Here is a 23,848-nt window from a genome sequence, read left to right on the forward strand (position 1 = left end):
TTCCTACTACTCCCGGCCGCGACCTACGTGTTAGCGGTATATCGTCAATGAATGTGGGCGACTCGCCAAATGATCCATCCCTCGGTCTATGCCTCCGCCGCCGCCCAGGACGATCACGCCGCCCAGGTGATCGCCTATGCCGCCGAGGCGGCGAAGGACAGCCGCGGGGAGTATCACTCCCACACCCGCCACCAGCTCTTCCACCTGGTCTCCGGCTCGGTGACCGTGGAGACCGCCCTCGGCAGCTTTGTGGTGCCGCCCGAGCGCGCCCTGTGGATGCCCTCGGGCATGCTGCACGCCACGACCTACCTACAGCCCAGCTCCCTGCGCTTCCTGTATTTCCGCCCCGAGGCGGTGGCGGACGCGCCGGCGACGCCCTCGGTGATCCGCATCTCGCCGCTGCTGCGCGAGCTGATCCTGGCCTATATGGCGTTCCCGCGCGATCCGGTGGTGACCGACGGGCCGGCGGCCCGGCTCGCCGCCGTCATCATCGACCAGATCGCCACCGAGCCGGTGTCGCCGCTGCACCTGCCGATGCCGACCTCCGACCGGCTGCGGCGGGCCGTGGCCGACCTCGCCGCCGACCCGGCGACGGCGGTGCCGCTGCCCGACGTGGCCCGGCGCGCCGCCCTGTCCCAGCGCTCCTTCGAGCGGCATTTCCGGGCCGAGACCGGGCTCAGCTATAGGGCGTGGCTGCGCCAGGCGCGGCTGATGAAGGCGGTGGAGTGGCTGTCCTTCGGCCTGTCGGTCGGCGACATCGCCCACCGGCTCGGCTACGAGGGGGCGAGCGCCTTCGTCGCCAGCTTCCGCAAGGCCTTCGGCGTCACCCCCGGGCGCTACTTCGCCGATGCCGGCTGACCGCCCCGGCGCCGTCTGGCACCGGCCGAGCCGCATGGTATAACCACAACCGGACGCTGATCGGGCCCGCAGGGGTCCAACCCATGGGACGGGGAGAACCATGAGCCAGGAAGCGGCGGTGCTGTTCGCCAACGAGGCGTTCTATCTGGCCTTTTCCACGCGGGACCTGAAGAGCATGGAGGAGATCTGGTCGCGCGACGCGCCGATCACCTGCGTGCATCCGGGCTGGCGGCCGCTGATGGGCCGCGACGAGGTGATGGAGAGCTGGGTGACCATCCTCGGCAACCCGGCCTCCCCCGCCGTCGAGTTCCGCGGCGCCCGCGCCTTCCTGTACGGCGACGTCGCCTGCGTGCTCGGCTACGAGGTGCTGCGCGAGGGCGTGCTCGCCGCCACCAACACCTTCGTGAAGGAGGGCGTGGGCTGGAAGCTGGTGCACCACCACGCCTCGCCGGTCGCCGAGAGTCCCGAATTTCCGGAGACCCCACCGGCCCGCGGCCCGCTGATGTAGCAGCCCGAAACGAAAGGAGGCGGACAGTTTCCCGTCCGCCTCCCTGAGTTCGTGACCGGCCGGGTCGGCCGGACCGGAGCCGCCTACTTGCGGATCTCGATCTTGACCCGGCGGTTCTTCGGCTCCTTCACGCCGTCCGGCGTGATGACCTTGTTGCTCTTCTCACCGAAGGCCTCGAGGGTCATCGTCGGCGCACCGGAGCCGAGCAGGCCGCGCAGCTCGTTGGCGACGGCTTCCGCACGACGCTGGGACAGCGCCATGTTGTAGTCCTCGGGGCCCGAGCGGTCGGCATAGCCGGACACGGTGATCGAGGACGCGCCCATGTCGTCGGACGCATCGGCCGCGTCGATCAGCGTCGACAGGGTCTGCGGCGTGATCGTGCTGCTGTCGAAGTCGAAGTAGACGGTGAAGTTCGCGAAGCTCACCGGCGGGGCGGCAGCGACCGGCTGCTCGCCGACGGCGGCTTCCATGGTGGCGATGGCCGCATTGAAGCGGTCACGGCACCAGGCGATGTCGGCTGGCTGGAAGTTCTCTTCGGCTTCCTGCATCCAGCAGTCGAACATGGCCTGGCCGCGGGCCGAAGCCTCCGGCACCTTGGTCGCCGCACCGGCGGCCAGGGCGGCGGTCAGGCGACGATGGGCCTCGGACAGGGCCCCCTTGTGCTCGGCCGGGATCACCCGGGAGTCGAGCGCTTCCGGCGCCGTCGGCGTGCCGTTGGCAGCGGCGATGGCGGCGGTCGCAAAGACGTCGGAGTCTTCGTAGTCGCCCTCGGCGAACTCCATCTCGGAGAGCGCCAGATACTCCTGGTACAGCGCCTTGCTGAAGGCGTCGCCAGTCGGCGTCAGGCCGCGCGCGTTGTCCAACTGGAAGCCCGCGCAGGCCGCCAGGCTCATCATCGCCGCAGCGGCGAAGAACGGCTTGGCTCCCCCCAGAATTTTATGAAGCATATCCATCTCCTTGTCGTGTTCCGTCGCCTCGTCCAAGGCACTGCCGGTAGGGACACCCCGCCCCCGGACCGTTTGTGCGGACGTGCTTGTGGAACCGAGCTTCGCGGTTCCAACTGCTGACATTTCAACACGTTCTGGATGGAACGCAAGGAAAACCCGGTCACGGAGCCGCGACCGGGCAAGAGTCACACCGTCCCCTCCAACAAACGCACATCAACATGCATTGGGTGGCGATGGTCCTCGTGCCCGGTCTTATTTTCGTAACCTTTCGGGGGTCAGGCGAAACCGGTCGCCAGGGCGAACATGGTCAAGAAAATCGCCAGGGCGAAGGCATAGCCGGCGATCGTCGGCCAGAGCCCGAAGGCCTTGCTGTCGTCTTCAGTATCGGGAGCCATAACGCAATCTCCTTGTCGATGCCGCTCAGCTCAGCGCTTGCGGGAGCCAGAGGGCGATCTCGGGGAACACCATCACCAGGATCAGGCCGATGATCTGCAGCCCGATGAACGGGATGACGGCGGCGAAGATCTCCTGCAGCTCGATATCCGGCGGCGCCACCGACTTCAGCCAGAAACAGGCCGGGCCGAAGGGCGGCGACAGGAAGTAGATCTGCATGTTCATGACGAACAGCACGCCGAACCACACCGCGGCCCATTCCGGATCGAGGCCGAGCTCGGGTGCCATGTCGACCACCACCGGGGCGAAGATCGGCACCGTGATGAACACGATGGCGATCCACTCCATGAAGGTACCGAGCACCACCAGGATCGCCATCATCACCAGGATGATGCCGATGGCCGGCAGGTCCAGCCCGGCGAACAGGCTGCGCATGAACTCGCCGCCGCCGACCAGGTTGTAGATGCCGACGAAGCTGACCGCACCCAGGATCAGCCAGATGATCGTGCCGACCGTGGCCATGGTCTGGGTCAGGGCCTCCTGCAGCATCGACCAGTTGAAGCGCAGGCGCACCGCGGCGACCAGGATCGAGCCGAAGACGCCGACGCCGGCGGCCTCGGTCACGCTGGCGATGCCGCCGTAGATCGAGCCCATGACGCAGGCGATGAGCAGGATCGACAGGATCACCGCCACCGTGCGGTTGGAGGACAGCTTCTGCTCGATGTCGCCGCGCGCCGCCACCTCGGCCGCCGTCGGCGCCAGGCTCGGGTTCAGGTAACAGCGGACCAGCACGAAGATGATGTAGAAGCCGGCCAGCAGCAGCCCCGGCAGGGCGCCCGCCATGAACAGGTCGCCGATGGAGACCTGGGCCGACAGGCCGTAGACGATCATGATGATCGACGGCGGGATCAGGGTCGCCAGCGAGCCGCCGGCGCAGATCGTGCCGATCGACAGCTTGCGGTCGTAGCCGAGACGCAGCATCTGCGGCAGGGCCACCAGGCCGAGCATGACGATCTCGCCGCCCATGATGCCGGACATGGCGGCCATGATCACCGCCACCACGACGGTCTGCACCGCCACGCCGCCGCGCAGGTTGCCCGCGAAGATCGACATGGCGTCGAACAGGTCCTCGGCGATGCCCGCCTTCTCAAGAATGGAGGCCATCAGCACGAACAGCGGCACCGCGATCAGCGGATAGGATTCCAGCAGGCCGAAGGCGTTGGTCGAGACCAGGTAGAGGCCTTTGGGGCCGAAGAACAGCAGGGCGCAGACGATCGAGATGATCAGGGTGACCACGCCCAGCGGCATGCCGGTCATCATCAGCAGCAGCAGGGTGATGACGATGCCGATGCTGACCGTGCCGATGTCGTAGGCCCGGATGTTGATGAGCTGGCGCAGGTCCGCGGATTCCGCGACCCAGCCCGCCACTCCGTCGGCCCATTCGGAGAGGATGAAGCCCTCGTAGTAATGGCCGATCAGGAGCAGGACCAGGCGTCCGACCAGCAGCACCGAGACGACCACGATGGCCAGGCGCGCGATCGGCGAGGAGAGGTGCCGGTAGAAGTTCGCCAGAAGCTGCAGCAGGTAGATCGTCGCGCCGAGGAACAGCGCGGTCTTCAGCAGCATCGGCTCGGGCGAGTTGAAGGCGCTGCCCGCGCGCTCGACATTGTCGATCGCCTCCAGGGCGCGGCCCATCGTGTCGTTGGTCAGCAGGAAGAGCGCGACGACGCCGACGATCAGGGCGAAGAGGTCGAGCCGCCATTTCGTGCGGTCGCTCGCCATCAGATAGAAGACGGTAATGCCGATGTGCCGGTTCTTCAGCGTCACATAGCCGGCGGAGAGCATCCAGGCGGTGGCGCAGAACACCATCACCATCTCGAACGCCCATTGGGTCGGCGAATGGAAGGCGTAGCGCGAGACCACCTCGTAGAGGGTGATGACACCGCAGAGGAAATACAGCTGCGCCACCGCGAGGCCGCTGAACTGACTGATCTTGTTAATGGCTGAATTCATCGGACCGCTTTCAGGGACACGGAGCGCATGCGCATGACGGTGGGCAGGCGAGCGCGTGCCGCCTGGGCGTGAAGCGATCCGGGAGCCGCCTGGGCTCCCGGACCGTCAGCGTGTGCGATCAGTCGAGCAGACCGATCCGCTTCATGTAGGACAGGTGCGCGTCCAGCGCCTCGCGGGCCAGCGGCGACTTCTCGGCCGCGGATTCCCACGCCTCGACAGCGATCTCACGGAACTTCTGCCGGTCTTCCTTCGACCAGTCGACGATCGTGAGGTCGCCCTTCGCCTTGTGCTCGGCGACCAGGTCGCGGTCCTGCAGGTCGGCCTGGCGCAGCATGGTGACGTAGGCGGCGTTGTACCAGACCTCCAGGATCGTCCGCTGACCCTCGGTCAGGCCGTCCCAGACGTCCTTGTTCATGATGAACTGCAGGACGGCCATGGAGTGGATGCCCGGATAGATCGGGAACTTCGCCACCTTGTGCATGCCCGAGGCTTCGTTGTTCACGAAGGCCGAGGCGTCGGCGGCGTCGACGATGCCCTTATCCAGCGAGGTGTAGACCTCGGAGAACGGGATCGACACCGGCGAGGCACCGGCAAGACGGAACACGTCGGCGGCCAGGCCCTCCGGCGAGCGGATCTTGATGCCCTTGAGGTCTTCCACACCCTTGATCTCGACGGTCGAGACCAGGGCCTCCTTGGTGTACGGGCCGCAGCCGATCACATGGATCGAATCCGGCCAGTGGGTGTCGTAGATCTTCTGCAGGATCTCCTTGCCGCCGCCCTCGTGGCAGAAGTCGCGGACCTGATGCGGCGTGTCGTAGCCGGCGATCAGGTCGCCGATGATGCCGAAGGCCGGGTCGCGGCCGGCGAAGTAGGACACGGCGTTCAGGTCGCCGTCGAGAATGCCGTTGGCCACTGCATCGACCGTCTCGCGGTGAGGAACGACGGCCTTGGTCGCCAGGACCTCAACCTCGATCTCGCCGTTGGTCATGATGCCGACCTTCTGCTGCCAGCCTTCGGTCATGAACCGGTGCGCCCAGTCGCCCGGGCTCGAACTCGCCTGGAGCTTCAGGGTGCGGGCGTCGACCTCGCCGACGGCGAACGCACTGACGGTGAGCGCCGCGAGCGCGGCGACCAGTGATTTCCGCATCGTTTCCTCCCTATGCGGTATGTGATTTCCCTGTGTTCAGGGCTTGGAAGTCTTCTGATTGAGGCGCGAGTGTCCCAACCCGGCGCCTGAAATGTCAACAATGCAAGATGCGGGCATCCGCGGGGACGGCGGTTATTTCTTCTCCTGGGTGGTCGATCGCGGCTGAATCTGACGCACCGCGAAGCCGCCGCCCGGCGTGGGGACCAGGGCCTTGATCGCCTTGCCGCCGAAGGTCTGGTCGACCAGCTCGTTCAGGGCCGCGTCACCGCCGCCATAGGGGGCGACGAGGTCGATCAGCCAGGGGATCGTGCCGCCGTCCCATTCGTTGGGGCGCAGCCGGTTCTGTCCCTGCAGCAGGCGCTTCTCGACCTCCTCGGTCACCATCGCCCAGGAGGCGTAGACCATCGGCGCTACGCCCCGCTCGGTGCGCCGCCGCCAGATCCGCACCTGACGCTTGGTCAGCGGCGGCAGGACCAGCCATTCCAGGTCGGAGATGAAGATGTGTCGGTGGGCCGGCGACTGGCCCATCAGCGAGACGATCTGGCCGAGCAGCCGGGTCATGTCGTCGCGCGGCGCCTCCGCCGCAGGGGCCGCGGCGGCCGCGGGCGCCTCGCGCTCGGGCCCCGGTTCTTCGCCGGCACCGTCGGTGCCGAAAACGGTCTGGTCGCTCATCGTCCCCCCTTGAGCACTGCCATCTTGTGTCCTGCCGGCTGGCAGTCCTGTTGGAGCCGGGCCTCCCCGGCCCGGCCCTGTCGTGTCATATCGGTTAGTGCGCGAAGATCACCGGCATCGTCGCGTCGGCGATGATGTCGCTGGTCGCCCCGCCGAAGATCATCTGGCGCAGCCGGCTCTGGGTGTAGGCGCCCTTCACCAGCAGATCCACGCCCTCGGCCTCGGCCACCTCGAGTACGTCCATGCCCGGGCCGCGCATCGAGCGCTTGCCGGTCGCCACCTTGGCGTCGACGCCGTGCAGCTTCAGGTAGTCGGCCAGCGCCGCCCCGTCCGGGCCGGGCACCGACCAGCCCTCGATCTCGATGACGATGGCCTTGTCCGCCGCCTTGATCGCCGGCAGGGCCTGGCCGATCAGCCGGGCGGTCTCGGTGCTGCGGTTCCAGGCGATGGCGACCGTGCTGCCGCATTCGCGGGTCCAGCCGACCGGCACCAGGGTGACGGTGCGGCCACCCTCGAACAGCGCGGTCTCAAACACCGCCCGCCAGTCGGTCTCCTCGCTCTTGCCGACCACGGTGGTGTCGAACAGCCGGGCGGCCTCGCCGATGCCGAAACGGGCGCGCAGCGGCTCGTCACTCAGGTCGACCAGCGCACCGTCGGCGCCGAGCGCGTCGATTCGCGCCCGCATCGCCGCCAGCGCCTCCTCGGCCTCGCGGGCCAGATCCGGGCCCTTGTCGGCGTAGTCGATGATGCCGACGCCCATCGGGTCGACCAGCGGGCTCTCTACCGGACGCGGATAGAACGTGGCCCGCACGCGGCCGCCGGAGCGCTTCGCGAACAAGACGGCGGCCTCCAGCGGGGCACGGTCGACCCCGTCACGGCCGAACGGCAGAAAAAACGACTTCATCTGCATTCTCCCTCGGTGTGGCCGAGCTTGTCGCCGGCGGTCCCGATGTCATGATAGCCGAAACCCTCCCGTCAAGGCACCGGATAGGATCAATGGCCGATATTCGCATCGACAATGCCCTTGTCGTGACCATGGACGGCGACCGCCGCGTGCTGGAGGGCGCCAGCGTTGCAATTTCCGGCACCCGCATCGCCGCCATCGGCCCGCGCGACGAGATCGCCCGCGCCCATCCGGCCGACACGGTGATCGACGGCAGCCGCAAGGCGCTGATGCCGGGGTTCGTCGACGTGCACGCCCATGCCGGCCACGGGCTGATCAAGACCCTGGGGCTGGCCGGCGACGGCGACTGGGAGCGGGCCTGCCACACCGCCTACACGGTCGCCTCCGACACCGGCTTCTGGGCGGCTGAATCGGCGCTGTCGGCGCTGGAACGCATCCGCTGCGGCACCACGACCGGCGTGTCCTATCTCGGCGGCGGCGACGACGTGATGCGCACCGACGAGGCGATCTACGCCGACGCCCATTGCCGCGAGATCGAAAAGCTCGGCACCCGCTCGGTGGTCGCCGTCGGCATCAACCGGCCGCCCTTCCCCAAGACCTACGCCAATATCGAGGGCGGGCAGGTCCGCGAGCATGCCGTCTCCTTCGACACCCAACTCTCGGTCTGCGAGTCGGTGGCGAAGACCTGGGACGGGGCGGCCGAAGGACGGGTGCGGATCGCGGTCAGCTTCCCGGTGCACCACCGCGGCTCCGAGCAGGACGCGCTGCTCGACACCGTGCGCGACCAGGCCGCCGCCACCCGCGACCTGACCCGTCGGCTGGGGCTGATCTTCACCCAGGACGGCCACCGCCAGGGCAGCATCCGCCTCGCCCACGAGGTCTTCGGCCTGCTGGGGCCCGACGCGCTGATGAGCCATTCGGTGGACCTGGACGGCGAGGAGATCCGCCTGGTCGCCGAAACCGGGACGAAGATCGCCCACAACCCCTCGGCCAACCGATCGATCACCGGCCGCTGCCCGGTACCGGAGCTGATCGAGGCGGGAGCCGTGGTCGGACTCGGCTCCGACGGCACAGCACCGGACCGCGGCTACGACATGTTCCGCCACATGTTCCAGGCCATGCACTACCACCGCCGCCACTTCCGCGATCCGGCCGTGCTGCCGCCGGGCAAGGTGCTGGAAATGGCGACCATCGACGGGGCGGCGGCGCTGGGCATGGAGATGGAGATCGGCTCGGTGGAGGTTGGCAAGCAGGCGGACCTGATCCTGGTCGACCTGTTCAAGCCGCACATGGTGCCGATGACCATGCCGCTCTACCGGCTGGCCTGCTTCGCCAACGGAGCCGACGTGGACACCACCATCGTGTCGGGGCGCATCCTGATGCAGGAGCGCCGGCTGGTGGGTATCGACGAGACGGCGATCCTGGAGGAGGCCGACCGCCAGGCAGCCCTCATGGTCGAGCGGGCCGGGCTGAAGGACCTGGAGCGGCTGCCCGACCGGTTCTGGGGGGTGGCGCGGGGCTGAACCGCGCCTTCAAACCAGCCAGTCGTTGCTGAAATCCGACCGGTGCAGGTCGATGGTTCCGAACAAAGTGTATGACCGCCCCGTCACCGAATAGGTCAGGACGCCCTCGGAGAAGGTGAGGCTGGAGGAGGGAAGGGTGATGTCATCGACGGTATTGATCCGGTCGCCCTCCTCCGGATTGAAGTCCACCCAGTCAATACGGCTGGTCCCGTTGTAGGACGTGTGCAGCCCGACAGTGTCGGCTCCCTCTCCGCCGACCACGGTGGCCCGCCAGGAACTCGATCCGTCCCCGAAGTCGATGTAGTCGTCGCCCTTGTTCCCGAACAGCACGTCCTCGTCATAGGTGTACCAGTCGCCGTGCTGGGCGCTGCCGTAGATCGTGTCGGCATCCTGGCCGCCATAGATCGTATCGCTTCCGATCCCGCCCGACAAAACGTCGCCGCCATGGTTGCCGTAGATGACGTCGTTGCCGCCGCCGCCGAACAGGGAGTCGGCGCCGAAGCGCTGCACGCCGCCGCTGTCCTCCGGCCCGTCGTTCTGGCCGCCGTAGAGCGTATCGTCGCCCCAGTCGCCCGACAGGATGTCGGTCCCGCGGTTGCCGTAGAGGACATCGTTGCCGTCGCCGCCGGTGAGGGAGTCGGAGCCGCCGTTGCCGTACATCAGGCCGTCGGTATAGATCCCGGCCTCCGCGATCGACAGGTGATCGTCGTTCTCGGTGCCCTCGGCGAACATACGGCCGTGGATTCGCCTTCCCTCGTCGTAGCCGGCGGTCACGTAATGCTCCCAGCCGCTGGCAAAGACGCCGCTGGAGACCGCGGCGGCGACGTCCGGAAACGCGGCCAGATAGTACGCCTCGGTGAAGGTGTAGGCGCTGCGGCCCTCATAGAGCCCGGCGGTCAGGAAATGGTCGTAGGCATCAACACCGGCCAGGGCGACGTCAAGGTTGTGCGCCAAGTACCAGGCTTCATCGAATTGCGGGGGGACTGCCATAGATAACCCTACTTATTTTCCGCCCATTTGTTGTAGTTAACGATGCTTTAGGGCTTCTTCAATACCCTGTCGGTGACGTCAGTTTGGATTCTTCTCCCCTCGCCCGCGGAACGCGCTATATGATGCGGCGAGGGGATGTTCCGGAGACAGTTGGGATGTTCGGGAAAGCCAAGGCCAAGCCGGCAGCAGCAGCCGGCAAGACGGTCGTGAAGGCCGATGTGAAGCTCGGTTCCGCCATTTTCGGCGAGGAAGAACTCGAAGTTCGCGAGCTGCACATCAAGGGCATCCGTATTCCGAATCCCGGCGAGGGCAACATCATCGCCGGCCAGAAGTTCCATTTCCTGCTGAAGCTGGGCGACAGCGAGTCGGCGCCGGTGATCAAGGTCGAGGCCCATGCCCTGGCCGCGTCCGAGAAGGAAGTGATCGGCAAGTTCGCGGACATGGGCGATGACGAGAAGCGGCTGATCGCCCTGCACATGAAGGCCCTGCGCCAGTCCGGCGCGATCGCCTGATCCGTCCGGCTCAGAAGTCCGTCTTCGCACCGCCTTCGGCGATCCGCCGCGCCACGAACGCGTCCAACGCCTCGCGGATCGCCGGGTCCATGGGCGGCTCCTTGTACTCGGCCAGCAGGCGCTTCACCAGCCCGTTCGCCCGGGTAAGGGCGTCGGGCGCGCCGGCTTCCTCCCAGCTCTCGTGGTTCCGCCAGTCCGACACCATCGGGGCGAAGAACGCCGTGCGGTAGCGGTCCTGGGTATGGGCGGTGCCGAAGAAATGGCCCCCCGGCCCGACCTCGCGCACCGCATCCAGGGCCAGGGCAGCATCATCGACCACCAGCGGGTCGAGGAAACCGGCGACCATGGCGATCATGTCGGCATCCATCACCATCTTCTCGAAGGACGCGGTAAGCCCGCCCTCCATCCAGCCGCAGCCGTGCATCAGCAGGTTCACCCCGCCGGTGAACGCGCCCCAGAGCGAGAACGCGCTCTCCCATGCCGCCTGGGCATCGGGGACGTTGGCGGCGTTCACGTTGGAGGAGCGGTAGGGCAGGCCGTAGCGTCGGGCGAGCTGGCCGCCGGCGATCGCCGCCTGCATGTATTCCGGCGTGCCGAAGGCTGGCGCCCCCGACTTCATGTCCACGTTCGAGGTGAAGCCGCCATAAACCACCGGCGCGCCCGGCCGCACCGCCTGGGAGAAGGCGATGCCGGCCAGGGCCTCGGCATTCTGCTGGGCCAGCGCCCCGGCGATGGTCACCGGCGCCATGGCGCCCGCCAGGGTGAAGGGGGTGATGACAGTGACCTGTCCCGCCTCCGCCAGCGCGATCACCCCTTCCAGCATCGGCGTGTCGTAGCGCAGGGGCGAGCTCGCATTGATGATCGAGAACAGGCTCGGCTCCCGCTCCAGGGTCGCCCGGTCGACACCCCTGCTGAGCCGAACGATCTCGATCCCGTCCTCGATCCGGTCGCGGCCGAGCGAGTAGGGATGCGGGATGCGGTCGGTCAGGGTGACCATGTCGCGCAGCGCTTCCAAGTGGCGCACCGAGGGGTGGATGTCCACCGGTTCCACCGGATAGCCACCCACGGCATGCATCACGTTGAGGGACTGCGCCAGTTTCAGCAGGTTGCGGTAGTCCTCGCGGTTGCCGACCCGGCGGCCGCCGTCGAGGTCGCTGACATTCGGCGCGCTGGCGACCGAGCAGATGACGATCTCGTCGCCGCCGAACCGCACCGAGCGCTCCGGCGTGCGGGAGTGGACGTCGAACGCGGACGGGGCCTTGGCGATCAGTTCCATGACCAGTGCCCGGTCGAGCCGCACCCGCTCGCCCTGCACGCTCGCCCCGGCCACCGCCAACCGGTCGCGCGCCTCGGGCAGCAGGAAGTCGATGCCGATCTCCTCCAGGATGGTCAGCGAGGCCTCGTGGATTGCCTCCAGCGCATCGTCCGACAGGATCCGGGCGGGCGGGCCCCGGTGGTGGAGCCGGCGCCAGGCCGGCTGGTCAAGCTTCGCCGGAGCGGACCTCCGTCCGCCTCCCCGGCCGGCACCGCGTGCCCGGCGCCCTCGCTCGCCCACGCCCTCGCCTGTCGTCTCCGCCATGCGACCTCCACTGCCTATGCGCGAACCTTGCCCGCGCCGGTCGCCCCGGTCGAGCAGAAAGCGACAGGAATAGGCTCTTGACTTCCACCCCCGCGGACGCCCGAGTCAGACGGCATCAACAGGAGCCCGACTATGCCGTCCACCGCGCAGACCCCCTCCCCGGACATCGCTTCCCTCGCCGCCGACCTGCAGGCCGCCGGCGTCCGGACCGACGCGGGCGGGCTGGCGGAGACGCTGACCCGGGTCGCCGCCGGTCCGCGCACCTATCCGGCCCGGGCCTGGCAGGCCCTGATCGCCGCCGACCTGCCGGACGCCCTCGCCACCCGTCTGGATGCCGCCGCCGAGGCCCTGCGCCCGGTCGACCCCAAGCCCGACCCGGCCCGTCTCGACCGGCTGCGCACGACCCTGGCGGAGGTCGGGGTCGACGGCTTCATCCTGCCCAGGGCCGACGAGCATATGGGCGAGTACATCCCGGCTCCGGCCGAGCGGCTGTCCTGGCTGACCGGCTTCACCGGATCGGCCGGCGTCGTGCTGGTGCTGCCGGACGTGGCGGTGATCTTCGTCGATGGCCGCTACACCCTGCAGGTGGCGCAGCAGGTCGATACCGGCCGCTGGACCGTCGAGCACGTGGTCCGCACCCCGCCGGCCGAGCATGTCCGCAAACACCTGGCAGGCCGCCGCCTCGGCTTCGATCCCAAGCTGCACTCGATCAACGCGGCCAAGCGCCTGGCCGAGGCGGCGGAGGAGGCCGGCGGCTCCCTGGTCCCGCTGGAGACCAATCCGATCGACGCCCTGTGGTCCGACCGCCCCGCCGCCCCGTTGGGTCCGGTGGAGGTGCTGCCGACCACCCTCACCGGGCTGGACGCGGCGGCCAAGCGCGAGCGGATCGCCGCCGAACTCGCGACGAAGGACATCGACGCCACGGTCCTGAACCAGCCGGAATCCATCGCCTGGCTGCTCAACCTGCGCGGCGCCGACGTGCCCTATACGCCGCTGCCGCTGGCCTATGCCACCATCGACCGCACCGGGCTGGTGGAGCTGTTCCTGGACGAGGCGAAATGCACCGACGCCGTGCGCGCGGCGCTGGGCAACGGCGTGACCCTGCGGCCGTTCGAGGCGGTCGGCGCGGCGATGGACGCGCTGGGGGCGGCCGGCAAGACGGTCTCCATCGATCCCGACGCCGCCACCGAGTGGATGCGCGGCCGGCTGGAGAAGGCCGGCGCCACGGTCACCCTGGCGGCCGATCCCTGCATCCTGCCGCGCGCCCGCAAGAACGCGGTCGAGCTGGCCGGGACCCGGGCCGCCCATGCCCGCGACGCCGCCGCCATGGCCCGCTTCCTGAAATGGATCGACGACACCGGCACGGGCACCACCGAACTCGGGGCCAGCGACGCCCTGGAGGGCTTCCGCTCCGAGATCGCCGACTGGCGCGGTCCGAGCTTCCCGTCGATTTCCGGGGCCGGCTCGGATGGCGCCATCGTCCATTACCGCGTGACGCCGGACAGCGACCGGCCGCTGGAGGACGGCAGCCTCTACCTGATCGACAGCGGGGCGCAGTATCTCGACGGCACCACCGACATCACCCGCACCGTCGCGATCGGCACGCCGAGCCAGGAGATGCGCGAACGCTTCACCCTGGTGCTGAAAGGCCATATCGCCATCGCCACCGCGCGCTTCCCGGCGGGCACCACCGGCGGGCAGATCGACGCCCTGGCCCGGCAGTTCCTGTGGAAGGCCGGGCTCGACTTCGACCACGGCACCGGCCACGGCGTCGGCGTCTTCCTTGGCGTGCATGAGGGACCGCAGCGCATTTCCAGCGCCAGCCGGGTCCCGATCGAGGCGAGCATGATCCTGTCCAACGAGCCGGGCTACTACAAGCCGGGCGCCTACGGCATCCGGATCGAGAACCTGCTGATCGCCGTCGAGGCGCCAGCGCAGGAGGATAACAGCCGCCCGATGCTCGGCTTCGAGACGATCACCTTCGCGCCGATCGACCGGCGCCTGATCGAGGTGTCGCTGCTGACGGCCGAGGAGATCGCCTGGCTCGACGCCTATCACGCGGAGGTCCGCAGCCGGGTCGCTCCCGCCCTGGACGCGGCTCACCGGGCCTGGCTGGAGGCGGCGACCGCCCCGTTCCTCGATTAGCGCACGATCAGTCCTGCCGCCGGTCCCGCTTGCCGCCGATCGGGACGTCCTGGCGCCGCCGGTCCGGGCCGACATAGGTCTGGTTCATGATGAACTCCCGGCGCTCGTTCAGCACCACCTCGATGCGGCGGCGCAGGGCCGGCAGGGTGATCGGCTTGGCCATGAGCAGGTTGACCCCGGCGTCCCGCGCGGCGCGCACGGTGCTCCGGTCGGCCTGGGCGGTCACCAGGATGATCGGGACGTAGGGATTGGACGACTGCACGTCGGTGCGCACGTGGCGCACGAAGGTCAGCCCGTCCATCGGCTCCATCATCATGTCGCAGATGATCACGTCGGCGGCGTAGCTGCGCAGGATCCGCAGCGCCGCCTCGCCGTCCGCCGCCTCCTTCATCTGGCCGATCCCGAGTTCCTCGAGATAGGCGCCGGTCAGCATCCGGCTGGCCCGGTCGTCCTCGACGATCAGAACCCGCAGCCCGCCATATTCCTCCTCCAGGGACATGCCCGTCTCCGATCTCAGTCTTTCGTCGCCGCGTCGAAATCGGCGATCACCTCCGGCGCCTGTTCCCGGGTCGCCGCCACAGCACGCCGCAGATCCGCCATGTAGTCCGGCAGCGTCGCCGGATCGCCGCCGCTCTCCTGGATCCGGATCGCCGAGCGCTCCATCAGGACCGCGCCGAAATTCGCCGCCAGTCCCTTCATCGAATGGGCGAGCTGCCGGATCTGGTTGGCATCGCCGGCTGTGACCGCTTTCTCCAGCAGGGCGAGCTGCCGCACCGCCTCCTGGGGCACCAGCGCGATCATCTCCACCGCCCGCGCCGGCGGCAGCGATCCGACGGCCGCCCGCACCCGGGCCCGATCGAAGGCTGGCACGGCAAGGGTCCCCTCCTCGGTATCCATAGTCTGCTCCGCAACTAGATGAGCACGCTGCCGGCGCGATGCCCAGAGGATCGTCCGGTTCAGGGCGTCCCAGTCCACCGGCTTCAGCAGCACGTCATCCAGGCCGGCGGCGAGATAGGTGCTGCGATGCTCCGGGATCGCATCGGCCGTCAAGGCGACGATGGGCATCGTCTCCCGCTCGCCCCCCATGGCGCGGATCTCGGCCGTCGCCTCGGTGCCGTCCATCACCGGCATCTGCATGTCCATGAGCACCAGGTCGTAGACCCTGCGGCGCACCGCCCGGACCGCCTGGGCGCCGTCCTCCGCCTCATCGATCCGGTGACCGGCCTTGGCCAGCATGCGCGAGACCAGCATGCGGTTCACCTCATTGTCCTCCACCAGGAGGATATGGATCGGTTCGGCATCCTCGGTCAGGCCGTCGTCCTCGGCCTCGACCACCGGCTGATCGGTCGGCTGCATGAGGACGCAGAAGGTGAAGGTGGACCCCATGCCGGGCGCGCTCTCCAGCGAGATCCAGCCGTCCATGCCCTCCACCAGGCGCTTGCAGATCGACAGGCCGAGGCCGGTCCCGCCGAACCGGCGTGAGGTATTGGCGGCCCCCTGTTCGAAGGCGGCGAAGAGCTGGCCCTGGACCTCCTCGGGGATGCCGATGCCCGTGTCGGTCACGGTCCCGACGATCTCCACCCGATCGCCCCGGGTCTCGCCGGCCGTCAGCGAGACCCTGACCGAGCCCTCGTTGGTGAATTTCAGCCCGTTGGACACCAGGTTGGAGAGGATCTGCTTGAGCCGCAGCGGATCGCCCAGCAGCCAGGGCGGCACCCGGTCGTCGATCGACCGCTCGACCAGAATGCCCTTGGAACTGGCCGGGATCTGGAACAGGCGGACCACGTCATCCAGGATCCGGCCCGGGGAGAACGGGATCTCCTCGAGCTGCACCTTGCCCGCCTCGAGCTTGGAGTAGTCCAGGATGTCGTTCAGCAGGGCCAGCAGGGTGTCGGCCGAGTTGCGCATGATGTCGATGAAGCCGGTCTGGTCGCGGTCCAGCCGGGTGCGCGACAGCAGCTCGATCATGCCCAGCAGGCCGGTCATCGGCGTCCGCAGCTCGTGGCTCATCATCGCCAGGAAGCGCGACTTGGCGGCGTCGGCATCCTCCGCCCGCTTTCGGGCCTCGTCGATCTCCTCGGCCAGCTTCCGCAGAGAGTGGGTCTGTTCGGCCAGGGTGTCCCGGGCGGCGCGTAGCGCGTTCTCCACCTCGATCCGGTCGGTGATGTCGGAGCGCATGCCGACGATCCCGCCCTCGCGGGTCTTGTTCTCGCTGACCAGGACGGTGCGGCCGTCGGCCAGCGGCTGGAGAAAGGCGGTCTTGGGCGGATTGAGATGCTGGCGCAGGCGCTCGGCCACCCAGTCCTCCTCCCGGCCCCTCGCCTCGGGATACTGGCCGCGCTCGAGCGTGTACCGGACAAGCTGCTCGAAGCTCCACGTCTCGTCGATGGCCTCCTGAGGCAGGTCGTAGAGGTCCTTGTACTGCGCGTTGGACAGCACGAGCCGATCGTTCCGGTCGAACAGCGCGAAGCCTTCCGACATCGTCTCGATCGCGTCGAGCAGGCGCGCCTGGGTGGTCGTCGCCAGGGCCTGGGCGCGCCGTTCCTGGGTCACGTCGCGCCACATGGACAGGTAGCCGCCATCGGCCATGGGGCGACCCGTGACGTAGAAGATGTCCATCCCCTCGCGCTGCCATTCGAATTCGACCGCGCTGCGCTTGGCGATCGCGCGGAACATCCGCTTGATGCCGATCTCGGTGGACGGCAGCCGGCGGATTGCGTCCTTGGCCACGCCGACCAGGGGGCGGCCGACCCAAAGTTCGCCGGCGGAGAGGTGGACCAGCGCCTCGAACGCCCGGTTCCAGGCGATCAGGGAATTGTCCTTGTCGAAAGCAACCAGCGGGTTCGGCATCGTGTCCAGGATCGCCTGCAGCACCGTTGAGGTCGCCGCCAGGGTCAGTTCGGCCTGCTTGCGCCGGGTGATGTCCAGCCGGGTGGTCACGGTCAGGCCGTTCGGACTGTAGTTCTCCTTGACCAGATACCAGGTCCCATCGGGCACCTGACGCTCGGGGATCGGCGAGTGGTCACGCCGGGCCTGGAGCCGGCGCTGCACATAGGCCTCCCGCTCGGCCTCGGTCAGGGACGGGTCCCGGGCGAGGCTGAAGCGCAGCAGGTCCTCGAAGTCGTGGCCGACGATGTCGCCGCGATCGCGCAGGAAGGGATACATCTGGAAGAAGCGCTCGTTGCCGAAGACGAACCGGTCGTTCCCGTCATAGATCGAGAGGGCGTCGTCCATGGTGTTGAGGGCGTCGCGCATGATCTGCAGGTCGCGCCGATCGGTCTCCGCCACGCGCTCCGCCCCGGACGGGACGATCCAGTGGGCCCCGATCGCCGTGCCGTCATCGTCTTGCGTCGGCAGGCACCGCACCGTGGTCCCACCGGCATCGATGACGACCGTCCGCTCCTCGCCCCGCAGCGCGGCCTCGAAGGCCGCCCGCGCCTGCGCGCCATCCTTTGCGAGGCTCTCGACGGTGGGCGGTGGGCCGTCCCGGGAACCGGCCAGTCCCGCGAATGCCGCTTCTGCCGGCGGGTTCCATGCGATCGCCGTCCCCAGCCGGTCGAAAGCGACGACCGCCTGGCTCAACCCCCGGACAATGCCGGACCAATGCTCGGAAGACCCCACCATGTCTTAGCGAAAGAAATCCCCCTACTTCTTGCAAACCTATTATCGCACCCGATCAGTCTAGAGCATTTTTGATCGGCGCGGAGGGCCAAGAAGGGCAAAAGGGCGGAAGTATCGGTACCGATAGGCAGAACGGATGCTTGCGGCGTGGCGGGAAAGCCACCCGCGCCGGCGGTGGACTACAGGCTCCAGTAGCGGATCCCGGCCGGCAGATCCGCCGGGGCCAGGACCGACTTGATGTCCACCAGCAACCCGCCCGGCCGCAGCCGTGCGCCCAGGCCTGCGGCACCGCCGTCCAGGAAGACCCGATGCGGGCTCGCCAGGATCAGCACGTCGAGTTCGGTCAGGCTCTCGGCCGGAACCAGGTCGATCCCGAGCACCCGGCGCGCCACCGCCGGACCGACTAGCGGGTCGGCGACCAGCACTTCGGCGCCCAGGGCCGCGAGGCCGGCGACGATGGGCGGCACTTGGCTGTTGCGGGCGTCGGAGACGTTCTCCTTGAACGCCACCCCCATCACCCCGACCCGCGCCCCGGCAATGGCGGTGCCGCCGGTGCCGAGCAGGGTGACGGTCTTCTGCACGATCCGCTCCGACATGGTGTCGTTGAGCCGGCGGGCCGAGCGGATCAGTTCCGGGTAGTAGCCGTGGGCCTCGGCCTTGGCGATCAGGTAGTAGGGGTCGACGCCGATGCAGTGCCCGCCCACCAGACCGGGCGTATAGGGCGCGAAGTTCCATTTCGTGCGAGCGGCGGCGAGCACGTCCTCGGTCCGCAGGCCGAGCCGGTCGTAGACCTGGGCCAGTTCGTTCATCAGGGCGATGTTCACGTCGCGCTGGATGTTCTCGGTGATCTTGGAGGCCTCGGCCACCTTGATCGACGGGGCGGCGTGCAGGCCGGCCGGCACCACCGGCGCGTACAGCGCCACCACCCGCGCCAGGGTCTCGGCGTCCTGGCCGGACACCACCTTCACCACATCGCCGAGCCCATGGGTGGTGTCGCCCGGATTGATACGCTCCGGCGAGTAGCCGAGCTTGAAGGCCGTCCCCGCCGCCAGGCCCGAGACCTCGGCGACGATCGGGCCGACGACCTCTTCGGTGGCGCCCGGATGGACGGTGGATTCCACGATCACCAGCCCGCCCGGTCGGATCGCGCCGCCGACCACCCGCGCCGCCTCGGCCAGGGGACCCAGATCGGGGCGCCGCGAGCTGTCGATGGGGGTCGGCACGGCGAGGATGAAGACGTCGACACCGGCCAGATCCGACGCCTCCGCGGTGAAGCGCAGGCCCGGCGGCACGGCGATGGCGACGCCCTCAGGGTCGTTGCGGTCGATCCCTCTGGACAGCTCCGCCGTCCGACCCGCGTCGATGTCGTAGCCGATGACCGTGCGCCCGTTCTCGGCGAAGGCCAGCGCCAGGGGCAGGCCGACATAGCCGAGGCCGAGGACGGCAACCGTCGTATCGCCGCTCATCGGCCTTCCTCCCGGGCGAAGTCCCTCAGCGCCGTCGCCGTGCCGCGCGGCGCGAAGCCCAGGGCGACGGCCGGCCCGATATCGATGGTGAAAGACGGCTTCGGCGCCGCCACGTCCTCCACGGAGGCGTTCGCCCCTATCGCCTCGGCCAGGCAGGTCACGGCCTCGCGCACGGTGACCGGATCGCGACTGGCGACCGGTACGGCGGCGAAGCCCGCCGGCGGGGCCGTCAGCGCGTGGGCGGCGAAGGCGGCCACGTCCTGCACATGGACCACATTGTTGAAGGCGGCATCGCCGTTGAAGATACGCACGCTCTCTCCGCGTCTCAGTCGCGCCAGCACCTGCACCGGCCAGTTCCGGGCAGCCCCGCGTCCGACCACCGCCGGCAGACGGATCGCCAGGGACGGTCCCGCCCGCTCGGCCAGCGACCGCTCGCCCAGCAGCTTCGACATACCATAGGCGTCGGGGTTCACCACCGCCGTCTCGGGCGTCACCACCGGATCGGCGATGGCGCCATGCACCGACAGGCTGGAGAGGTAGACGAATACCCCCACTTCCGCCGCCGCCAGCCGTGCGGTCGCCATGGCATTGTCGCCGATCAGGGATGCCGCCGGGACCGTGCCTGAAGCGCCGGTGGAAGGCGAGCTTGCGGCGGTGTGGACGATGGCGTCGAGCCGCTCCGGCAGGGGTGTGTCGCCAGCAAGATCCGCCCGCCAGGTCTCCCCCTCTGCCAGGTCGTCGGGCAGCGGGGTGGCGCGCCAGTGGGCGACCACGTCATGCCCCTCGGCCGCCAGCCACCTGGCGATCACCCGGCCCGCGAAGCCGGCCGCCCCGGTGACGAGAACCCGCATGGGATCAGCCGCGCACCGAGGCGAGGATCCGCTCCGTCGACAGGCCATGGGCCGCCAGGATGTCCTCGTGGCTGCCGTAGCAGTGCACGAATTCGTCCTTCAGGGTGAAGGTGTGCAGGGCGCACTCGGCCCGGATATCCCAGGCGATCTGCTTGGTCTGCGGCGCCAGCCCACCCTGGGGCGCATGTTCCTCCACCACGATCACCCGCTTGTGCCGGCGCAGCAGGTCGGCGATGCCCGCCGTGTCCAGCGGCTTGAGCGTATGGCAGACCGCCAGCGAGACCGAGTTGCCGTCCTCGGTCAGCGCGTCGGCGACCTCGGCCGCCATCTTGGTGATGACGCCGTAGGACAGCACCGCCACGTCCTCGCCCCGGCGCAGGTAGCGCAGCTTGCCGAATTCCCACGGGTCGCTGTCCGGCCCGGTCAGGGTCGGCTCGCCCGCCTTGCCGAAGCGCAGATAGACCGGCCCGCCGCCCTCGCGGTTGACCAGCCACTTGGTCGCCTCGGTCGCCTCGCTGGGATCGCAGGGCGCGATGATCGACATGTTCGGGATCGCGCCGGCGACGGCGATATCCTCCTGGGCGTAATGGGTGCCGCCGAGGGTGGAGTAGATCACCCCGCCGCCGATACCGACCACCGCCACCGGCAGGTTCTGGTAGCCAAGATCGTCGCGCACCATCTCGAACGGCCGGTACAGGGAGAAGGTGGCGATGGTGTAGGCGAAGGGCCGCATGCCCTTCAACGCCAGCCCGGCGCAGATGCCGATCATCGCCTGCTCGGCCACGCCGACATTGATGAAACGCTCGGGAAACTCCTCGCGGAACTTGCCCATTGAGCCGGCGGGCGAGATGTCGGCGACGACGATGTGGATCCGCGGATCGTCCTTGGCGAGATCGTAGAGCACTTCGGCGAAGGTGTTCCTCACGACGCGATCTCCTTCAGCTCGGCGAGCGCCAGCTTGTATTCCTCGGGGTTCGGCGAGCGGTAATGCCAGATCGGCACGTTCTCCATGTAGGACACGCCCTTGCCCTTGGTGGTCTTGCCGATCAGGCAGAACGGCCGGTCGCCCTTGCGCGCGGCCACCGCGTTGTAGACCGCCTCGGCGTCATGGCCGTTGACCGTGGCCGTCTCCCAGCCGAAGGCCTCCAGCTTCTCGTCCAGCGGATAGAAGCTCGGATGGGTTATCGAGGTCCGGCCGAGGGACTGGAAATCGTTGTTGTCGATCAGCGCCACCAGGTTGGTCAGGCCCAGGGTGGAGGCCATCATGAACGCCTCCCAGGTGGAGCCTTCCTGCACCTCGCCGTCGGACAGCACGCAGTAGATCGCTCCCGCCTCGGCCGCGCCGCCGGCCTTGTTGCGCTCGGCGATCGCCATGCCGACCGCCATCGCCAGGCCGTGGCCGAGCGAGCCCGTGGAGGCCTCGATCCCCGGATTGCCGTAGTCGGGATGGGCGCCGAGGATGCCGTGGGCGGTGCAGTATTCGTCCAGGTGCCGGCGGTCGAGCACGCCACGATGCTCCAGGATCACGTACTGCGCCATGCAACCGTGGCCCTTGGACATCAGGAAGGTGTCCTGCCCGTCCGGCCGCATCAGGCCGTGATAACAGGTGTCCGTCAGTTCCATGCAGGAGAAGGCCCCGGCGGCGTGCAGGGCGCTGACACGCTGGGAAATGTCCAGGATGCGCCGGCGGTACTGCAGGCAGCGCTGGCGCGAGGCGGCGGGGTCGAAGCTGTTATGCCCGGGGGTGGCGGTCATGGGGCCCTGTCTCCGGCTGTCAGGAACGGGTCATCGGGGGATCATCCCGCGGTGACCTGGCGGTGAACCTTGGCGAGGCCCTCGGCCAGGGAGGTATAGCGGAAATCCGGGAAGGCATGAAACGTGGCGGACGGGTTGAACGACCGGCTGGCGGCGTAGGCCATCCCATCCGGCCGGGCGGTGCCCTTGATCATGATCCGCAGACGGATGCGCGAGGCCACCATCTCCGCCACCTCGCGATAGGAATGCACCTCGCCGGTGGCGGCGTTCAGCACGCCGGTGGACCGGTGCATGACCATGCGCCGGATCAGCTCGCCCAGATCCTCGACCAGCACATGATCGCGCCGCTCCTCGCCCTCCCCGACCAGGGTGATGTCCCGGCCGTCCAGCGCCAGCCGTCGGAAGCGGTTCGGGCCATAGGCGTTATGCGGATCCTTCGCACCATAGGCCGGGACCGGGCGCAGGATGCCCAGGGGCGGCCCGCCGGCCTCCAGCAGCAGCCGCTCGCGCGCCAGATGCATGATCCCGTGCAGAGATCCGGGCTCGGCGCAGTCTGCCTCGGTCAGCGGTTCGGCCCGGTCCTTGTAGACCGCGTCGGAGGAGACGTAGATCACATGGGCGACCGGCTGGCGTTTCAGGGCGGCGATCACCGTGTTCATCATCGCGATGTTGCGCACCAGGCTCTCGCCGTCCTCGCACGGCGTCTCGGCGCAGGTGACGACCAGCACGTCGTCGGGACGGAGCTGCTCGGCCAGGAACTCGTCCGCGCCCTCGGCCAGCAGGTCGGTCTGGGCGCGGCCGATGCGCTCGACGCGGCCACCCGCCGCCTCGATCGCATCGGCGGCGGCCCCGCCGACGAAACCGGCACCGAGCACCACGGTGCAGGGCGGCAGGGCGGGCTTGGCGAGACGATGGTCCAGCATGGCGCTCCTCCTAACCGCGGCCCTCGCTCCGGCCGTCGCCAAGATAGTCGAACCAGGTCTTGGTGGCCTTGGCGATGCTGTCGGGGGTCCAGAGCGGCGCCTCGCGCCAGTAGTCGAGCTGCGCCAGCATGCGGCCCACCCCCTCCTCGAAGGAGACCTGCGGCGACCAGCCCAGGTCGCGGGTGATCCGGGAGATGTCGGCGAAGGTGCAGTCCGGCTCGCCCGGCCGCTTCGGGATGTTGACGTGGTCGCTCTCCAGCAGCTCCACCAGCCGGTTCACCGGCTGCGGCGCGCCGGCGCCCAGGTTCCAGACCCGGCCGGTCAGCTCGGTCTCCGCCGCCGCCAGGAAGCCGCGGGCGACGTCGGTGACGAACAGGAAGTCGCGGCTCTGGGTCCCGTCGCCGACGACGGTCAGCGGCTGACCGGCGATCTTCTGGCGCAGGAACACGCCGAACACCGCCCCATAGGCCCCTGACGTGCGCGAGCGCGTGCCGTAGGCGTTGAAGATCCGCACCGAGTTGACCGGCAGGCCGTAAACCTTGTGCCAGTGGAACGCCGCCTGTTCGCCCTGGTATTTCGACAGGGCATAGGGGTGTTCCGGGGCGATCGGGTGATCCTCGCCCGTCGGCACGTCGGCCAGACCGTAGCAGGAGGACGAGGCGGCATAGACGAAGCGCTTCACCCCGGCCGTGCGGGCGGCGTCGAGCACGCAGCAGGTGCCCTGGACGTTCACCGACATGTATTCCAGCGGCCGCTCGATCGACGGCACGATGTCGCCGATCCCGGCGAAGTGGATGACCACCTGCGCGCCGGCGAAGGCGGCGTCGTCCGGCTTGATCTCGCGGATGTCGCGGAAGTCGCGGATGAGATCCGGCCGGTCGCCATGATGGGCGAGGTTGAGCTCCCGCCCGCCGGTCAGATTGTCGATCGCCCGCACCCGGTAGCCCCGCTCCAGCAGCAGGTCCACCATGTGCGAGCCGATGAAGCCGGCGCCGCCGGTGACGATGGCGTAGGGCTGGTCAGCCCGATTGTCGGCCAAGG

The 23,848-nt window shown here is 68.7% G+C and carries 20 protein-coding genes; 5 read left to right on the forward strand and 15 right to left on the reverse strand.

The window, feature by feature from the left end:
- The first annotated feature begins 69 nt into the window (after positions 1–69).
- Together ACOQOP_RS15140 and ACOQOP_RS15145 are read left to right on the forward strand one after the other, a co-directional pair.
- Complete coding sequence (locus ACOQOP_RS15140; RefSeq protein ID WP_420562642.1) at positions 70–858, forward strand: helix-turn-helix domain-containing protein; 789 nt, start codon at positions 70–72, stop codon at positions 856–858.
- A gap of 100 nt (positions 859–958) precedes the next feature.
- Positions 959–1,366, forward strand: coding sequence for a nuclear transport factor 2 family protein (locus ACOQOP_RS15145; RefSeq protein WP_420562643.1), 408 nt, complete (start codon positions 959–961; stop codon positions 1,364–1,366).
- Positions 1,367–1,449: 83 nt separating this feature from the next.
- On the opposite strand, the gene ACOQOP_RS15150 is transcribed toward ACOQOP_RS15145, so the two are convergent.
- From ACOQOP_RS15150 to ACOQOP_RS15170, 5 genes are all read right to left on the reverse strand, one after another.
- Positions 1,450–2,313, reverse strand: coding sequence for an OmpA family protein (locus ACOQOP_RS15150; RefSeq protein WP_420562644.1), 864 nt, complete (start codon positions 2,311–2,313; stop codon positions 1,450–1,452).
- A 420-nt stretch (positions 2,314–2,733) separates the two neighbouring features.
- Positions 2,734–4,719 carry a TRAP transporter large permease subunit gene (locus tag ACOQOP_RS15155; RefSeq protein WP_420562645.1) on the reverse strand — a complete coding sequence of 662 codons (1,986 nt, stop codon included), beginning with the start codon at positions 4,717–4,719 and terminating at the stop codon, positions 2,734–2,736.
- Between the two features lie 118 nt (positions 4,720–4,837).
- Positions 4,838–5,866 (reverse strand): TRAP transporter substrate-binding protein, encoded by a 1,029-nt coding sequence (locus tag ACOQOP_RS15160; protein ID WP_420562646.1) that lies wholly within the window; start codon positions 5,864–5,866, stop codon positions 4,838–4,840.
- A 132-nt stretch (positions 5,867–5,998) separates the two neighbouring features.
- On the reverse strand, positions 5,999–6,538 hold the full coding sequence (locus ACOQOP_RS15165) for a toxin-activating lysine-acyltransferase (protein ID WP_420562647.1): 540 nt from the start codon (positions 6,536–6,538) through the stop codon (positions 5,999–6,001).
- A 94-nt stretch (positions 6,539–6,632) separates the two neighbouring features.
- Entirely contained in the window at positions 6,633–7,442 is an 810-nt protein-coding gene (locus ACOQOP_RS15170; RefSeq protein WP_420562648.1) for a universal stress protein, read from the reverse strand.
- A gap of 92 nt (positions 7,443–7,534) precedes the next feature.
- On the opposite strand from ACOQOP_RS15170, the gene ACOQOP_RS15175 reads away from it, so the two are divergent.
- Positions 7,535–8,965 (forward strand): amidohydrolase family protein, encoded by a 1,431-nt coding sequence (locus ACOQOP_RS15175; protein ID WP_420562649.1) that lies wholly within the window; start codon positions 7,535–7,537, stop codon positions 8,963–8,965.
- Between the two features lie 9 nt (positions 8,966–8,974).
- On the opposite strand, the gene ACOQOP_RS15180 is transcribed toward ACOQOP_RS15175, so the two are convergent.
- A complete protein-coding gene (locus ACOQOP_RS15180; RefSeq protein ID WP_420562650.1) occupies positions 8,975–9,919 on the reverse strand; it encodes a calcium-binding protein in 945 nt (314 codons plus the stop codon).
- Between the two features lie 191 nt (positions 9,920–10,110).
- Between ACOQOP_RS15180 and ACOQOP_RS15185 the strand changes: the two genes are divergently transcribed.
- Positions 10,111–10,467, forward strand: coding sequence for a hypothetical protein (locus ACOQOP_RS15185; protein ID WP_420562651.1), 357 nt, complete (start codon positions 10,111–10,113; stop codon positions 10,465–10,467).
- A gap of 10 nt (positions 10,468–10,477) precedes the next feature.
- Here ACOQOP_RS15185 and ACOQOP_RS15190 read toward each other — a convergent pair whose 3' ends face one another.
- Positions 10,478–12,046 (reverse strand): trimethylamine methyltransferase family protein, encoded by a 1,569-nt coding sequence (locus tag ACOQOP_RS15190; RefSeq protein ID WP_420562652.1) that lies wholly within the window; start codon positions 12,044–12,046, stop codon positions 10,478–10,480.
- Between the two features lie 132 nt (positions 12,047–12,178).
- On the opposite strand from ACOQOP_RS15190, the gene ACOQOP_RS15195 reads away from it, so the two are divergent.
- Positions 12,179–14,191, forward strand: coding sequence for an aminopeptidase P family protein (locus ACOQOP_RS15195; RefSeq protein WP_420562653.1), 2,013 nt, complete (start codon positions 12,179–12,181; stop codon positions 14,189–14,191).
- Between the two features lie 7 nt (positions 14,192–14,198).
- Here ACOQOP_RS15195 and ACOQOP_RS15200 read toward each other — a convergent pair whose 3' ends face one another.
- From ACOQOP_RS15200 to ACOQOP_RS15235, 8 genes are all read right to left on the reverse strand, one after another.
- Positions 14,199–14,690: a response regulator gene (locus ACOQOP_RS15200; RefSeq protein ID WP_420562654.1), complete on the reverse strand. Its 492-nt coding sequence runs from the start codon at positions 14,688–14,690 to the stop codon at positions 14,199–14,201.
- 14 nt (positions 14,691–14,704) lie between these two features.
- Entirely contained in the window at positions 14,705–17,815 is a 3,111-nt protein-coding gene (locus tag ACOQOP_RS15205; protein WP_420562655.1) for a PAS-domain containing protein, read from the reverse strand.
- Between the two features lie 176 nt (positions 17,816–17,991).
- Positions 17,992–19,278, reverse strand: coding sequence for a nucleotide sugar dehydrogenase (locus ACOQOP_RS15210; RefSeq protein ID WP_420562656.1), 1,287 nt, complete (start codon positions 19,276–19,278; stop codon positions 17,992–17,994).
- Positions 19,275–20,129, reverse strand: a complete 855-nt coding sequence (locus ACOQOP_RS15215; RefSeq protein WP_420562657.1) for an NAD-dependent epimerase/dehydratase family protein — start codon at positions 20,127–20,129, stop codon at positions 19,275–19,277. Before ACOQOP_RS15215 ends, ACOQOP_RS15210 begins: the two co-directional genes overlap by 4 nt.
- Before the next feature lie 4 nt (positions 20,130–20,133).
- Positions 20,134–21,054, reverse strand: coding sequence for a transketolase family protein (locus ACOQOP_RS15220; RefSeq protein WP_420562658.1), 921 nt, complete (start codon positions 21,052–21,054; stop codon positions 20,134–20,136).
- Positions 21,051–21,884, reverse strand: coding sequence for a transketolase (locus ACOQOP_RS15225; protein WP_420562659.1), 834 nt, complete (start codon positions 21,882–21,884; stop codon positions 21,051–21,053). The genes ACOQOP_RS15220 and ACOQOP_RS15225 overlap by 4 nt, the downstream gene beginning before the upstream one ends.
- 41 nt (positions 21,885–21,925) lie before the next feature.
- The gene (locus tag ACOQOP_RS15230; protein ID WP_420562660.1) at positions 21,926–22,807 is read right to left on the reverse strand and encodes an NAD-dependent epimerase/dehydratase family protein; all 882 of its coding nucleotides are present in this window, start codon (positions 22,805–22,807) and stop codon (positions 21,926–21,928) included.
- Between the two features lie 10 nt (positions 22,808–22,817).
- A complete protein-coding gene (locus ACOQOP_RS15235) occupies positions 22,818–23,846 on the reverse strand; it encodes an NAD-dependent epimerase/dehydratase family protein (protein ID WP_420562661.1) in 1,029 nt (342 codons plus the stop codon).
- Between the last annotated feature and the right edge of the window lie 2 nt (positions 23,847–23,848).

This window comes from Thalassobaculum sp. (assembly GCF_965223715.1).
Taxonomy (GTDB): domain Bacteria; phylum Pseudomonadota; class Alphaproteobacteria; order Thalassobaculales; family Thalassobaculaceae; genus Thalassobaculum.

Excerpts from the sequence above, each read along its gene's own strand:
- ACOQOP_RS15140 (WP_420562642.1), top strand. The coding sequence starts at position 70 with ATGATCCATCCCTCGGTCTATGCCTCCGCCGCCGCCCAGGACGATCAC.
- ACOQOP_RS15145 (WP_420562643.1), top strand. The coding sequence starts at position 959 with ATGAGCCAGGAAGCGGCGGTGCTGTTCGCCAACGAGGCGTTCTATCTG.
- ACOQOP_RS15150 (WP_420562644.1), bottom strand. The coding sequence starts at position 2,313 with ATGCTTCATAAAATTCTGGGGGGAGCCAAGCCGTTCTTCGCCGCTGCG.
- ACOQOP_RS15155 (WP_420562645.1), bottom strand. The coding sequence starts at position 4,719 with ATGAATTCAGCCATTAACAAGATCAGTCAGTTCAGCGGCCTCGCGGTG.
- ACOQOP_RS15160 (WP_420562646.1), bottom strand. The coding sequence starts at position 5,866 with ATGCGGAAATCACTGGTCGCCGCGCTCGCGGCGCTCACCGTCAGTGCG.
- ACOQOP_RS15165 (WP_420562647.1), bottom strand. The coding sequence starts at position 6,538 with ATGAGCGACCAGACCGTTTTCGGCACCGACGGTGCCGGCGAAGAACCG.
- ACOQOP_RS15170 (WP_420562648.1), bottom strand. The coding sequence starts at position 7,442 with ATGAAGTCGTTTTTTCTGCCGTTCGGCCGTGACGGGGTCGACCGTGCC.
- ACOQOP_RS15175 (WP_420562649.1), top strand. The coding sequence starts at position 7,535 with ATGGCCGATATTCGCATCGACAATGCCCTTGTCGTGACCATGGACGGC.
- ACOQOP_RS15185 (WP_420562651.1), top strand. The coding sequence starts at position 10,111 with ATGTTCGGGAAAGCCAAGGCCAAGCCGGCAGCAGCAGCCGGCAAGACG.
- ACOQOP_RS15190 (WP_420562652.1), bottom strand. The coding sequence starts at position 12,046 with ATGGCGGAGACGACAGGCGAGGGCGTGGGCGAGCGAGGGCGCCGGGCA.
- ACOQOP_RS15195 (WP_420562653.1), top strand. The coding sequence starts at position 12,179 with ATGCCGTCCACCGCGCAGACCCCCTCCCCGGACATCGCTTCCCTCGCC.
- ACOQOP_RS15200 (WP_420562654.1), bottom strand. The coding sequence starts at position 14,690 with ATGTCCCTGGAGGAGGAATATGGCGGGCTGCGGGTTCTGATCGTCGAG.
- ACOQOP_RS15205 (WP_420562655.1), bottom strand. The coding sequence starts at position 17,815 with ATGGTGGGGTCTTCCGAGCATTGGTCCGGCATTGTCCGGGGGTTGAGC.
- ACOQOP_RS15210 (WP_420562656.1), bottom strand. The coding sequence starts at position 19,278 with ATGAGCGGCGATACGACGGTTGCCGTCCTCGGCCTCGGCTATGTCGGC.
- ACOQOP_RS15215 (WP_420562657.1), bottom strand. The coding sequence starts at position 20,129 with ATGCGGGTTCTCGTCACCGGGGCGGCCGGCTTCGCGGGCCGGGTGATC.
- ACOQOP_RS15225 (WP_420562659.1), bottom strand. The coding sequence starts at position 21,884 with ATGACCGCCACCCCCGGGCATAACAGCTTCGACCCCGCCGCCTCGCGC.
- ACOQOP_RS15230 (WP_420562660.1), bottom strand. The coding sequence starts at position 22,807 with ATGCTGGACCATCGTCTCGCCAAGCCCGCCCTGCCGCCCTGCACCGTG.